This is a genomic window from Rhizobium sp. 05L419 (assembly GCF_056397845.1).
On sequence record NZ_JBFTOF010000049.1, the window covers coordinates 1 to 12,260 of the forward strand.

A 12,260-nucleotide genomic window follows, 5' to 3' on the forward strand; every position below is an offset into this window, starting at 1 on the left:
TCAGGATGCGGCCCGAGCGCGCCTTTTCCGACAGCTTGGTTTTCTGAGCATCGTCGAATTCTTCAAAGACAATCTGAACGACGCGGGCCAGCTCACGGCGTTTCTTGTCGGGCAGATGATCGAGTTGGTCGAGTATGATCAAGGCGAGGCGCCCTTATGTTTATTTGGCAATACCGAAAATGCAATGACTGGATTCTCTACTGACGGCACTGAAAGTGCAAGAGGCGGTTGATGAGGTGCTGCGCGGGGTTCCTCCCCCGAACCGATTCTGCGACTGCGCTGAATGAATTCGGCTCAACATCTGCCTTGGCATTGATCCCATCTTGCCTGCCAACCGGGCAATCTCCGGTACGCAGGCATTCGGCCCCAGGCAGGCCGAAACCAGCCACTCTTTCTCTTCGTGAGACGAGCGACGACGGCGCTCGACCGAGGTGATCACTTCGATCTGCTGCTTTGTCGGCAACATCTGCTGCGCGCCGTCGAGATACGCCTGCAGGCTTGCATCCGGATCATAAAACACCGGTTCGATGACAAGACCTGTTCGCTTGACGTTGTCCTCGATGGCAAGCATCGCACCGTCACGGGCGTCCACACCCATCGCCCCATAGGGGCCGGTCGTGGAGGCAGACACGGTCTGCCTAGCCACCCATCCCGGTGATCCAGCCAGGCGCCAAGGCGCCTGGCTGCTGCTTCATCAGTTCTTCACGGTATCTTCGAGGAAGAAGCGGCCGAGCGGGTTCTGGTAGAAGTTCTCGACGTTCTTGCGCGAGACGTTGATGTATGGGCTGTAGTAGAGATCGATCCAGTGGACATCGTCTTTGGCCGTCTTCTGGATTTCAACATACATGGCCTCGCGCTTCTTCGGATCGAGTTCCAACCGGGCTGCGGCCACCAGGTCCTTCACCTTGTCGTTCTTGTAGCGGGTCATGTAGTTCATGTTGCTGTCATGACCGACGACAAAGGTGGTCTTCTGGTCCGGGTCAAGAATGTCATTGGTCCAATAATTGACGCCAACATCGTAATCGCCGGCAACCAGCATGTCCCATTCCTGGCTGGCATCAACCTTGTTTATGTTGACCGTCACGCCCGCCTTCGCAAGCTGCTGCTGCAACAAGACGGCTGTCTGCTCGACAACCTCGTCGCCAGCGCGCACCACGTAATTCAGTGCGAGATCGGAAGCACCGGCCTCGGCAAGCATGGCCTTGGCCTTTTCAGGATCATACGGCCGCTGCAGATTGTCGGCATAGTAGTAGAGCGCACCCTTCGGAATAAAGGAATTCGCGACGGTCCCGATACCGAAAGTGACAGTATCGACGATCGCCTTCTTGTCGATCGCCATGTCGAGTGCTTGACGCACCTCCTTCTTGGCGAGCGCGCCGTGCTCGTGGTTGATCAGCAGATGATCCTCGCGGGTCGAAGTGTCGATCAACACATTGAGGTTCGGATTCTTCTTCAGTTCCTCGACGCGAGAAAAGGGCACGAAGATCGCCGTATCAAGCTGGCCTGCCTGAACGTTCAGCATGCGGGTATTGTCATCAGGCACCGAGATCCATTCGACGCCGTCGAGCTTGACGCGGTCCGCCTGCCAGAAGTTCGGATTCTTCTCGAGAATGACGCGGTCGCCGCGCCGCCATTCCTTGACGGTGAACGCGCCAGAAGATGCGGTCGGCAATTCAGCGAAGGCGTCTTCTCCGGCCTCGACAGCCTTCTTCGACAGCACCGAAACGTTTGGAAGCGCCAGCGTCGACAGGAAAGGCGCAGACGGCGTCTTCAGCTTGACGGTCAGCGTCTTGGGATCGGTCGCCTCGGCGGTATCGACGATCTTGTAGCTGTCGCTCCATAGCGAACCCTTGTTGTCGCGGATACGCAGAAGGCTGAATGCTGCATCCTCGGCCGTGACAGGCGAACCATCGGAGAATTTCGCGTCGCGGATCTTGAAGGTGTAAGTCAGTCCATCGTCGGAAACGGTCCAGCTCTCGGCCAGACCAGGCTCCAGCTTCGTACCTGTCTTGTCGACCCGGATGAGGACGTCGAAGACGTTGGAGAACACCCAGTTGTCGACATTCTGTGCCGACTTGATCGGATCAAACGTGGTCGAGTCTTCGCGACGACCGATGCTCAATACGCCGGCAGCTTCGGCGAAGCTGGCGCTGAGGCTGAGGGCGGCGGCAAAAGCCGCAAGCCCGATGGATTTCCACTTGCTGTTCATGATGTCGTTCCCTTCGTTATTATGGCATGCACTTGATGGACAGGACGTTGTCAGCGGCAGTTTGAAGATCGCCGAGCAGCGGCCGGTCCGGGTTGATATCCGGGATCGCCGCCACCAGCCGAGCGGTGTAGGCGTGCTTGGGACGCGTGAAGACCTCCTCGGACGGACCGTCCTCGACCACCTCGCCGCGAAACATGACGACGGTGCGCGCACAGAGGTTACGGACGATGGCGAGGTCGTGAGCGATGAACAGCAAAGTCAGGTTCATCTTCGCCGCCAGTTCGCGGAAAAGGTCGATGATCTGCGCTTGAATCGTCACGTCCAGCGCGGCAACGCATTCATCGGCGATGATCAGCTTTGGATCTACGGCAAGTGCGCGGGCAATCCCGGCGCGCTGGCACTGGCCGCCGCTCATGGAGCGCGGCTTTCGCTTTGCGAACTCGCGCTCAAGCCCGACAAGATCGAGCAATTCATCGACCCGCGCGGGGATGTCCGCCTTGGACACCTTGCCGTGCACGACAAGCACCTCGCGAATGGTCTGGCCGATGGTCATCCGCGGGTTCAAGGCGTTGAACGGATCCTGGAAGACCATGGCCGCCTCGCGCCTGAGCTTCGCCAGGCTCTCGCTTTTCCGCACGGCCAGATCGGCGCCCTCGAAAATGATGTGACCGGAGAAGATCGGCGTCAGCCCCAGTATCGCGCGGGCGAGCGTGCTCTTACCGCTGCCCGATTCCCCGACAATACCGACCGTCTCGCCAGGCATGATCTGCAGGCTGATGCCGGAGACGGCACTGACGGTCCTTGCCGTACTACCCTTGAAAAGACTGCCACCGATCGGGAAGCGCACATGCAGATCGTCGATCTCCAGGATAGGCTTCACTACCGTCGTCGGCAGTGCGGCGCCTCTTGCTAAAGGCTCGCCATCTGGCATCGATGGATGGCTTTGAATGAGCTTGATCGTGTAGGGATGCTGCGGATGCGCCAGGATCTGCCGCTTCGGGCCCTGCTCCAGAAGCCTGCCGTTGCGCATGACCGCGATCCGGTCGCAGGTTTGCGCTACGATGCCGAGATCGTGGGTGATAAGGATGATCGACAGGCCGCGCTTGTCGCGAAGCTCGATCAGCAACTGCAGGATCTGCGCCTGGATGGTCACGTCGAGCGCGGTCGTCGGCTCGTCGGCGATCAGGATTTTCGGATTGCAGGACAGCGCCACGCCGATCATGGCGCGCTGACGCATGCCGCCGGAGAACTCATGCGGGTAGCTGTCATATTGGCGAGCCGGGTCGGGAAAGCCGACCTGTGACAGGATCTCGATCGCGGCCGCACGCGCGGCGCTGCCGTCAAGGCCMTGATGGTAGYGGATGCCCTCGGCAATCTGATCGCCGATCCGCATCACCGGATCGAGATGGCTTGTCGGATTCTGGAAGATCATGCCGATCTCACTGCCGCGAATGGCGAGCATTTCGGCATCGCTGACAGCAGTCAGGTCTCGCCCTTCGAGGAGGATTGAGCCGCCTTCGATCCTCAACCGCGAGGATGGCAGCAAACGGATGAGCGAGCAGCAGAACAGGCTCTTGCCGGAACCGCTTTCGCCGACCAGCCCGAGGATTTCACCCTTTGCCAGATCGAGCGATACGGCATCGAGCAGCGTGCGCGTTTCACCGTCGAGATGCGCCTTGACCGTGAGATCGCGAACCGAAAGGACAGAGGCGCTCATTCATGCACTCCGAGCAACTCGCCGAGCGCATCACCGAAAATGCTGAAACCGAATGCGAGGAAGACGATGGAAAGGCCGGGAAACAACGTAATCCACCAGGCTGTGGTGATGAAGCTCTGGCCTTCCGCGACCATGACGCCCCATTCGGCAACCGGTGGCTGGACGCCGAGCCCAAGATAGCTGACAGCGGCGCCGCTGAGCAGGACGAGCACGGCATCGGACATCGAAAACACGATCGATCCGGCAATGGCGTTCGGCAGCAGATGGCGAAACATGATCCGCATACGACCGAAGCCGAGGCTGACCGCTGCCACGGCGTAGTCGCTATTTTTCAGAACAAGGATTTGCGCTCGGATCAACCGTGCATAAGAGACCCAACCGACGAGAGCCATGGCAATGTAGAAGCTGCCGAGACCAGGTCCGAGGATGGTGATGATCGATAGCATCAGCACGAGAAAGGGAAAGGCAAGGATGATGTCGACGATCCGCATGAAAACCGTATCGACGATGCCGCCGAAGAAGCCCGCGACTGTGCCGACGACTGTGCCGATCAGGAATGGAAAAGTGACGCCGATCACCGCGATCTGCAGGTCGATCCGCGCACCCCAAATGATGCGTGAGAGAATATCGCGACCGAAATTGTCGGTACCCAGGGGATGCAGGAGAGACGGCAATTGAAGACGCGCATTGCCGTCTTGAAGGATCGGATCGTAGGGCGCGATCAAAGGTGCGGCGAGCGCCACGAGAATGAAGAACAGCAGGATCGATGCGCCGACGGCCAGCATGGTACGCCGGCCCAGGAACGTTCTCCAGCCCATAACGGTGGATGAGACAGCCATCATACTCATAGCTTCACCCGCGGATCGGCAGCGACGGTGGCAATGTCGGCGAGGAAGTTGACGAGCACTGTTGCGCAGGCAAAGACCATGGCGACGCCCTGCACAACCATGTAGTCGCGTGAGAAGATGGCGCGCACCAGCAACTGCCCCATGCCGGGCAGCGCAAACACGCTCTCGATAACGACGGTTCCGCCGATAAGCCAGCCGGTATTGACGGCGAGCAGGTTGATGGTCGGAACCAGCGAGTTGGGCACCACATGGCGCCAGAATACGATGGGCTCGGGCATGCCGCGCGCGCGGGCTGCCCGAGCCACATCCGATTTCAGAGCCTCGATCATTGCCGTTCTGAGGCTGCGTGTCAGCACGGTCGATAGCGACAATGCGATGGTGAGGCTTGGAAGGATGAGATGCGAGAGCTTGTCGCCGATCGTCGATCCGTAGCCGGAGACCGGCAGCAGGTCGAGCTTGACGCTGAACAGGATGATCAGCATCAGGCCGAGCCAAAAGGGCGGAAATCCGATGCCGAAAGTGGAGATGATGCGCACGGCATGATCCGGCGCCCTCCCCGCATTGCGCGCAGCAATCGCCGCCATCGGCACGGCGATCGCGACGGACAGCACGATGCTCGAAATGACGAGTGCGATCGTCGGCTCGATGCGCGTCGCGATCAGTTTGAGAACATCGATCTTGTAGAGGATCGACTTTCCCATCTCGCCGTTGGCGAGGTTTCCGACGAAATAGAGATACTGCAGCCAGATCGGCTCATCGAGGCCGTACTGGGCGCGGATATTGGCGATCGCCGTCGGCGTTGCGCGTGCGCCGAGCAGCACGCGCGCCGGATCGCCGGGGATTAGCCTCACCAGCACGAAGGTGATGATGCTGATGCCGACGATGACCGGCAGGAACTGCAGGGGCCTTAGAATAACGAACCTATAGCGATGCATGGCGATGCCGATGCCTCCGTCGTCTGATGCTGTCGTCTACAAGCTTATGCATCAGTTCGACCCGTTGCGTGCCAGGAAATCGAGAAGTGCCGGATAGTAGTCCATCGGGTTTTCGTAGAAGGGCATGTGGCTCGCATTGGCAAACACCTTCAGTTCGGCGTTCGGGATGGCGAGTTTCATCTTCAGTGCGCAGGCCGGTGTCAATTCGTCGTGCTCACCGCAGGTAATCAACGTGGGGACCGTCATGGACGGCAGATCCGGAATGCGGTTCCAGTCCTTCAGGTTGCCGATATAGAGGAATTCGTTCGGGCCCTGCATGGTGCCGTAGGGCCCCATGTTCCAGTCATCGAGCGATCGCTGCACAGGAGCCGGCCACTCCGGAAGACGGCACACATGGCGATAGTTGAGAATGGTGACGGCCGCCAGATATTCCGGATGATCGTAGGTTCCCTGCGCCTCGTGCTTCTGCATCATCGCGACGGTTTCTGGCCCAAGTGCTGCACGCAGTCGTTCAAGTTCGAGGATGAGATGCGGCATGTCCGCGACAGTGTCTTCGAGGATCAAAGTCTGCAGGTTTTCCGGATAAGTCAGCGAGTAGTCGATCGCCAGCCACCCACCCCAGGAATGACCAAGCATGTGTACCTTGCCCAGGGCGAGAGCCTTGCGCACGGTCTCGGTTTCCTCGACATAACGGCCGATCGTCCAGAGTGAAGGATCCGTCGGGCGATCGGAGGCACCGGTTCCGAGCTGGTCGAAGGCGACGACACGGTAGCCGCTGTCAATCAGACAGGAGTGCGCTTCACGCAGATAGTCGCAGGGCAGCCCAGGCCCGCCATTGAGGCAGAACACCGTCTCGGGGCCATCGCCGAAGCTGTAAGCAACAACCTTGTGGCCGTCGACTTCGATCTCATGTCGAGCATCAGGCTCGATCTCGCGCCACATGGGCCACTCCGATAAAGAAAACGCTTGCTTAATATTTGAGCACGGCTAATTTTTACCTCAAACCCTGTCGGGCGCCAGCTATAAGAAGTGATAGGATGGGCTGCTCGGCGGGCCTGGGAGCCAGTGATGATTGATGAAATCGGCACGATCAGACGACAGTTCACGGACCACGAGACGCTGGACGGCCGCATCGATCAGATATTCGAGGCAATGAAGGCGATCGGGTTCGAGGCGTTGATCTACGACTATACGCCGGTACCTTACGATCTCGACGGCGCGATCATGATCCCGTCGCTGTTGAAACTCCGCAACATCTCCGACGACATGCACGATTACTGGTTCAATCGCGGCTATTTCCGCATCGACCCGGTTCAGCAGGTTGCGCTGCGCACCTCTACGCCGTTCTTCTGGAACTACGATGCGGACGCCGACACGCTGATCCGCCGTTTCATGACGGAAGATACCGCGCCCGTCGCGCGCTACCTTAGCGAGCGGGATATGTCGACCGGCGTCACTGTTCCCGTACACATGCCACGCGGCGACTATGCCACCATCACCGGCGTGCGTTTTGGCGGCAACCAGGAATTCGAGCGCCACGCACTGCGTTATATCGCCGATTTCAATCTCCTCGCTCATGTCTTCCATGAGACGGCCTATTCGCTCTTCGATACGAAGACGTTCAGCACAGGCAAGGCAAGGTTGACGGAGCGCGAGCGCGAATGCCTGCGCTATTCCGCCGAGGGCCTTTCGGCCAAGGAAATCTCTCGGATCATCGAACGCTCCGTTCCGACTGTCGTCATGCATCTCAACGCTGCAGCCAAGAAACTCGGCGCAAAGAACCGGACCCAGGCTGTCGTCAGGGCAACCCACTACCGGCTGCTGGAAGATCGACCATCCTATAACTTGTGATAGCTGCCGCGTGCCGTTCGGCCACGTTATGCTTTTCCATCGATCGCCACGACATGGAGATGCACGTGCCTGCAATTGCGTCGAAGGAAGCCTTCCTGCCCTTTCGCGAATACCGAACCTGGTATCGCATCACCGGTTCGCTCGACAGCGCCAAGCTGCCGCTTGTCGTCGCCCATGGCGGTCCCGGCTGCACGCATGACTACGTCGACAGCTTCAAGGGCATCACCGAGATCGATGGTCGACCGGTCATTCATTACGACCAGCTTGGCAACGGCAATTCCACCCGCCTGCCGGAAAAAGGCCCGGACTTCTGGACCCCTGCGCTTTTTCTTGAGGAATTGGACGCGCTCCTGAACCACCTGGGTATTCAAGATCGGTACGCCTTTCTCGGCCAGTCCTGGGGTGGAATGCTCGGCGCCGAGCACGCCGTTCGCCAGCCGAAAGGGCTGAAGGCGCTCGTGATCGCCAATTCCCCGGCCAACATGCACACCTGGGTTGCGGAAGCAAACCGTCTGCGCGAAGAGCTTCCACAAGAGGTGCAGGACACACTGCTCGAGCATGAGAATGCCGGCACAATCACCGATCCCGCATACATCGCGGCGTCGCGCGTCTTCTACGACCGCCATGTCTGTCGCGTCACGCCATGGCCGCCGGAAGTGGCGCGCACCTTCTCCATTATGGACGAGGACAATACGGTTTACCGCAACATGAACGGCCCGACCGAATTCCACGTCATCGGCACGATGAAGGACTGGACGATCGAAGACCGCCTGCATCTGATAGACGTTCCTACGCTTCTGATTTCAGGCAAATACGACGAAGCCACGCCGCTCGTCGTCAGGCCTTACGTCGATACGGTCAAAGGATGCGAATGGCTACTATTCGACCAATCGAGTCATATGCCGCATGTCGAAGAAAAGGCCCTCTGCTTAGAGAAGGTGTCTGGTTTCCTCTTGCGCTTCGATTGAGGCGCGGAGAGCGTTTGCAGAGGGTATGGAAGGATTTTTGCGGTGTCAGGCTTTGCGCCTGCGTCCTTATCAGCAACGCAAAAAGCCCGCGAGGGGAAAACCCTGCGGGCTGTTTTATCGAGTTTGGATTGATCGTTTGGTTGCGGTCTCGCAACACCCGATTCTTGCGATTGGTCGAGCGTACAATTCCCAGGCTCGCCGCATAGCGAATAGCAAGCCACCGGTCAGTCGATAGGAGCAATGAGAACACGGCACAATTTCGAGCCTGAGCTTCATCGATGCGCAGCGTCGCTTCACTTTCGGCGATGCGCAGCCCAAACAGGCTCAGACAATCGTTCAGCCAAGAAATCCGCTAATGCCTCGACCTTGGCCGGACGCGCGCGGGCCGAGGGAGTAACGAAATAAAGCGCACCTCTTGGGAGCGTCCAGTCCGTCAGGATCGCTTCCATGCGGCCGTCTGCGAGATATTCCGCCGCGATGAACTCCGGCAGTTCGGCGATGCCGATGCCATCTAGTACTGTCGGTATCAGGGCATCGACATTGGTGACGCGCAATGGCCCCGTTGGCGTAACGGTCTCTTCCTCCCCCGCCGCGTTGCAGAAGCGCCAAATGTCCTGACGAGGACGGTAGGCGTAACCGAGGCAGTGATGGCCGTCGAGTTCGCGGGGACGGATCGGGCGGCCATGTTCCGCGAGATAGGCCGGCGACGCGACGATTAAGGGCGCGACCGGGCACAGTTTCCTGGCGACGAGCGAGGAATCCGGCAGAACGGCGATACGCAACGCGGCGTCGAAGCCGTCCCCGACGAGGTCGACCACGGCATCGCTCAAGTGCAGGTCGATCGCCACCTCTGGATAGAGCCGGAAGAAGGGCGGTAGAATTGGCGCGACCCAGCGCAAGCCGAACGACATCGGCACAGCGAGACGAATGAGCCCGCGTGGCCGGCTGGAAAGTTCACGCGCGGCGTTCTCCACATCCTCCGCTTCGCAATAAATCCGCGTCGCCCGTTCGGCCAAGGTAAGCCCGAAATCCGTCAACGCCAGTTGACGGGATGTGCGGTTGAACAGCCGGGCACCCAGGCGTTCCTCGAGCCGGGCGACGCCACGCGAGACTGTCGCGACCGAAACGCCCATGGCGCGGGCAGCGGCGGCGAAGGATCGCTCCTCCGCCACCTTGGCGAACATCGCCAACCCTTCGAAATCCGGCATCCTCGACATCGACATTCCTGCAACGATAGTTTGCAGTCATTTCTATTTTAGAAATCGAGACATGTCGATACCTCTGTTGGCGACAGAAACGCCAACGGAGATCATCAGATGGCACAGAAACTCGAAGGTAAGGTCGCGGTCGTCACTGGCGCGACCACAGGTATCGGTCTCGCAACCGCCAAGCAATTCGCGGCCGAAGGCGCGCATGTGTTCATCACCGGCCGGCGCAAGGCCGAACTTGACGCGGCGGTTGCGGCGATCGGCCCGAACGCCACCGGCGTCCAGGCGGACTCCGCCAAGCTCGCCGATCTCGACGCGTTGTTCGAGACGGTGAAGACCGCCAAGGGCCGTATCGACGTGCTCTTCGTGGCGGCGGGTGGTGGCGCCATGCTGCCGCTCGGGGCGATCACCGAGGAGCACTACGAGGATACCTTCGGCCGCAATGTGAAGGGCCTGATCTTCACCGTGCAAAAGGCATTGCCGCTGCTGGTCGATGGCGCCTCGGTGATCTTGACTGGTTCGACCACCGGCATCACCGGCACGGCGAATTTCAGCGTTTACAGCGCCTCGAAGGCCGCCGTGCGCAATTTCGCGCGGAGCTGGATTCTCGATCTCAAGGAGCGCCACATCCGGGTCAACGTCGTCAGCCCCGGTCCGACCCGGACGCCGGGTCTCGTCAACCTGGCCGGTCCCGACGAGGCAAACCAGAAAGGTCTGCTCGACTATCTGGCGACCCAGGTGCCCGCCGGCCGAGTCGGCGAACCTGACGAGATCGCCAAGGCGGCCGTCTTCCTCGCTTCGGACGATTCGAGCTTCGTCACTGGCGCGGAACTCTTCGTCGACGGCGGCACGGCGCAGGTCTGAGCCGCAACACCAGGAAAGCGGCCAGCCTCGGCGGCTGGCCGCCTTTCACGGCAAATGTCTTATAGCGAGAACACCGTGAGCAGCATTGAAGAACAAGCCGCGACTGGCGGAGAGGCGATATCCAGCCAGCCACCGTTTCCGACGCCTGAGGTGCGTGCGAGTATTATCGGCGCATGTTGGGCCAGGGGCTTTATGGCGCAAGGGAGGCGTCGATGAGCTCGTTTCTGAAGGTGTTGCTTGGCTTTGCTTTGCTAACCATCTCCGCCACCGTGTCGTCCGCGGCGACTGAGGAGACGGCTCTTCGTGTTATCGAAAGGCACGTTATCGATCTCAGCGCGATGAAGGAGCGTCGCCTCATACGGATCCTCGTTCCTTTCAGCAAAACCATCTATTTTATCGACAAGGGACGCTAATTCGTCACCGCGGTCGAAGAGAAATGACGTGCCGTCCTTTCCCAACGTCTCAACGCCACCATTTTTGATATCGTCTATGGTTTCGCCATCGGGTATTCAGACCCAGACACCAGCCAGCCGCGGCGGAACGCAAGCATAGCCATCGGGCGATTGCACGATTGTGGGAGTGCGCCTAACTTGCCGTGGCAACCGCCGATCCGCCGTTCGACTCGGATTTGTGTGATAGTGCCGCAGCCGCTTGTGAGTGACATTATCCAGCCCTGGACTCAGAACCGAACGTCTTGAGCGGTGCCCGTCGGCTTTAGGTTAGGCAGACGATATCGCACTCTGGCCGGAGGCTGGTCGATGACGACGTTTATAAGGGCCCTCATCGCCAAGGCTCGCCCGCATTACGCTGGCTATGTTCACTCGTCGTTGTCAATCAACCCCGAAAAACCCCGGTGGCAGCACCGTAGCTGGCCAGTCCGCCTGTATCTCGCTATGGCGATGGCGGTAGCCTTGTTTCCGGTTCAGTCCTTTGCGCAACCGTCGGCTACAACAAGCATGCCGGAGATCGAGTTCGGCGCCAGAAAAATGTTCTTCATGCTTTTTCTGATGCTTGGTCCGATTAAGATTTTGGTGCCCTTTGTGACGATGACCAGCAACTGGGGCAATCGCTCCCAGTGTCGTCTCGCGAGTAGAGCGATTTTCTTCTCGGGCGCCGCCCTAGCAATCGCAGGCTTTCTTGGGCGCACGATGCTTGAGAATTTTGAAATCTCAATACCTGTTCTGGCTATGACCGGAGGCATCATCTTGTTTCTTGTGGCCCTGCGAACCATTTTGCAACAGTCCGACAGCGCGTCTTGTCAACCGCCGGAACCAGGCCAACAACCAGATCTGAAATTGGCCCTTACACCCTTGGCCTTTCCCACAATTGTAACTCCACATGGTATCGCCGCCGTTATTGTCTTCGCGACGTTAGCAGGCGGCCGGCAAACGGAAGGCCTCACGGTGGCCGCTATCGTATTGCTGATTTTAGCGCTGGACTGGGTGGCCATGATATTCGCCGGAACCATTTTACGGTGGATCGGAACTTCGCTTCAGGTGTTGGCGGTGGTGCTCGGGGTTACCCAGGCAGCCCTTGGCCTGCAAATTATTCTCCACAGCTTAAGTTTGATTGAGCGGTAAGGGCCGCAATGAGCCCTGCTGGTGCGCTAGCCAGAGCAAGTTCAAGCGCTGCCATGGTAGATAAGCGTAACCAATCCGCG

General features: G+C 59.3%; 13 protein-coding genes. 6 read left to right on the forward strand and 7 right to left on the reverse strand.

The genetic code is table 11. The annotated features are described in order from the left end of the window. Positions 1-160 precede the first annotated feature (160 nt). From AC1DMK_RS30015 to AC1DMK_RS30040, 6 genes are all read right to left on the reverse strand, one after another. A complete protein-coding gene (locus AC1DMK_RS30015) occupies positions 161-592 on the reverse strand; it encodes a hypothetical protein (RefSeq protein ID WP_477863899.1) in 432 nt (143 codons plus the stop codon). Between the two features lie 102 nt (positions 593-694). After that, entirely contained in the window at positions 695-2,209 is a 1,515-nt protein-coding gene (locus tag AC1DMK_RS30020; protein ID WP_477863900.1) for an ABC transporter substrate-binding protein, read from the reverse strand. Between the two features lie 19 nt (positions 2,210-2,228). Then, on the reverse strand, positions 2,229-3,926 hold the full coding sequence (locus tag AC1DMK_RS30025) for a dipeptide ABC transporter ATP-binding protein (protein ID WP_477863901.1): 1,698 nt from the start codon (positions 3,924-3,926) through the stop codon (positions 2,229-2,231). Continuing rightward, positions 3,923-4,774, reverse strand: a complete 852-nt coding sequence (locus AC1DMK_RS30030; protein WP_477863902.1) for an ABC transporter permease — start codon at positions 4,772-4,774, stop codon at positions 3,923-3,925. Before AC1DMK_RS30030 ends, AC1DMK_RS30025 begins: the two co-directional genes overlap by 4 nt. Then, positions 4,771-5,709, reverse strand: coding sequence for an ABC transporter permease (locus tag AC1DMK_RS30035; protein WP_477863903.1), 939 nt, complete (start codon positions 5,707-5,709; stop codon positions 4,771-4,773). Before AC1DMK_RS30035 ends, AC1DMK_RS30030 begins: the two co-directional genes overlap by 4 nt. Before the next feature lie 51 nt (positions 5,710-5,760). Continuing rightward, a complete protein-coding gene (locus tag AC1DMK_RS30040) occupies positions 5,761-6,651 on the reverse strand; it encodes a proline iminopeptidase-family hydrolase (RefSeq protein ID WP_477863904.1) in 891 nt (296 codons plus the stop codon). Between the two features lie 126 nt (positions 6,652-6,777). Between AC1DMK_RS30040 and AC1DMK_RS30045 the strand changes: the two genes are divergently transcribed. Both AC1DMK_RS30045 and AC1DMK_RS30050 read left to right on the forward strand, forming a co-directional pair. Continuing rightward, positions 6,778-7,560, forward strand: coding sequence for a LuxR family transcriptional regulator (locus AC1DMK_RS30045; protein WP_037062539.1), 783 nt, complete (start codon positions 6,778-6,780; stop codon positions 7,558-7,560). 53 nt (positions 7,561-7,613) lie between these two features. After that, the gene (locus tag AC1DMK_RS30050; RefSeq protein ID WP_477863905.1) at positions 7,614-8,528 is read left to right on the forward strand and encodes a proline iminopeptidase-family hydrolase; all 915 of its coding nucleotides are present in this window, start codon (positions 7,614-7,616) and stop codon (positions 8,526-8,528) included. A gap of 293 nt (positions 8,529-8,821) precedes the next feature. Here AC1DMK_RS30050 and AC1DMK_RS30055 read toward each other — a convergent pair whose 3' ends face one another. Then, positions 8,822-9,745: a LysR family transcriptional regulator gene (locus AC1DMK_RS30055; protein WP_477863906.1), complete on the reverse strand. Its 924-nt coding sequence runs from the start codon at positions 9,743-9,745 to the stop codon at positions 8,822-8,824. Between the two features lie 99 nt (positions 9,746-9,844). Here AC1DMK_RS30055 and AC1DMK_RS30060 point away from each other — a divergent pair, with 99 nt between their 5' ends. The 4 genes from AC1DMK_RS30060 to AC1DMK_RS30075 all read left to right on the forward strand — a co-directional run bounded on the left by AC1DMK_RS30060 (position 9,845) and on the right by AC1DMK_RS30075 (position 12,244). Further along, positions 9,845-10,600, forward strand: coding sequence for an SDR family oxidoreductase (locus tag AC1DMK_RS30060; RefSeq protein WP_037062542.1), 756 nt, complete (start codon positions 9,845-9,847; stop codon positions 10,598-10,600). A gap of 212 nt (positions 10,601-10,812) precedes the next feature. Then, positions 10,813-11,013: a hypothetical protein gene (locus AC1DMK_RS30065; RefSeq protein WP_477863907.1), complete on the forward strand. Its 201-nt coding sequence runs from the start codon at positions 10,813-10,815 to the stop codon at positions 11,011-11,013. A 345-nt stretch (positions 11,014-11,358) separates the two neighbouring features. Beyond that, positions 11,359-12,180 carry a MarC family protein gene (locus tag AC1DMK_RS30070; RefSeq protein WP_477863908.1) on the forward strand — a complete coding sequence of 274 codons (822 nt, stop codon included), beginning with the start codon at positions 11,359-11,361 and terminating at the stop codon, positions 12,178-12,180. Continuing rightward, positions 12,170-12,244 carry an SEC-C metal-binding domain-containing protein gene (locus tag AC1DMK_RS30075; RefSeq protein WP_477863920.1) on the forward strand — a complete coding sequence of 25 codons (75 nt, stop codon included), beginning with the start codon at positions 12,170-12,172 and terminating at the stop codon, positions 12,242-12,244. Before AC1DMK_RS30070 ends, AC1DMK_RS30075 begins: the two co-directional genes overlap by 11 nt. Positions 12,245-12,260: the final 16 nt, after the last annotated feature.

Excerpts from the sequence above, each read along its gene's own strand:
- AC1DMK_RS30020 (WP_477863900.1), bottom strand. The coding sequence starts at position 2,209 with ATGAACAGCAAGTGGAAATCCATCGGGCTTGCGGCTTTTGCCGCCGCC.
- AC1DMK_RS30030 (WP_477863902.1), bottom strand. The coding sequence starts at position 4,774 with ATGAGTATGATGGCTGTCTCATCCACCGTTATGGGCTGGAGAACGTTC.
- AC1DMK_RS30035 (WP_477863903.1), bottom strand. The coding sequence starts at position 5,709 with ATGCATCGCTATAGGTTCGTTATTCTAAGGCCCCTGCAGTTCCTGCCG.
- AC1DMK_RS30040 (WP_477863904.1), bottom strand. The coding sequence starts at position 6,651 with ATGTGGCGCGAGATCGAGCCTGATGCTCGACATGAGATCGAAGTCGAC.
- AC1DMK_RS30045 (WP_037062539.1), top strand. The coding sequence starts at position 6,778 with ATGATTGATGAAATCGGCACGATCAGACGACAGTTCACGGACCACGAG.
- AC1DMK_RS30050 (WP_477863905.1), top strand. The coding sequence starts at position 7,614 with ATGGAGATGCACGTGCCTGCAATTGCGTCGAAGGAAGCCTTCCTGCCC.
- AC1DMK_RS30055 (WP_477863906.1), bottom strand. The coding sequence starts at position 9,745 with ATGTCGAGGATGCCGGATTTCGAAGGGTTGGCGATGTTCGCCAAGGTG.
- AC1DMK_RS30060 (WP_037062542.1), top strand. The coding sequence starts at position 9,845 with ATGGCACAGAAACTCGAAGGTAAGGTCGCGGTCGTCACTGGCGCGACC.
- AC1DMK_RS30065 (WP_477863907.1), top strand. The coding sequence starts at position 10,813 with ATGAGCTCGTTTCTGAAGGTGTTGCTTGGCTTTGCTTTGCTAACCATC.
- AC1DMK_RS30070 (WP_477863908.1), top strand. The coding sequence starts at position 11,359 with ATGACGACGTTTATAAGGGCCCTCATCGCCAAGGCTCGCCCGCATTAC.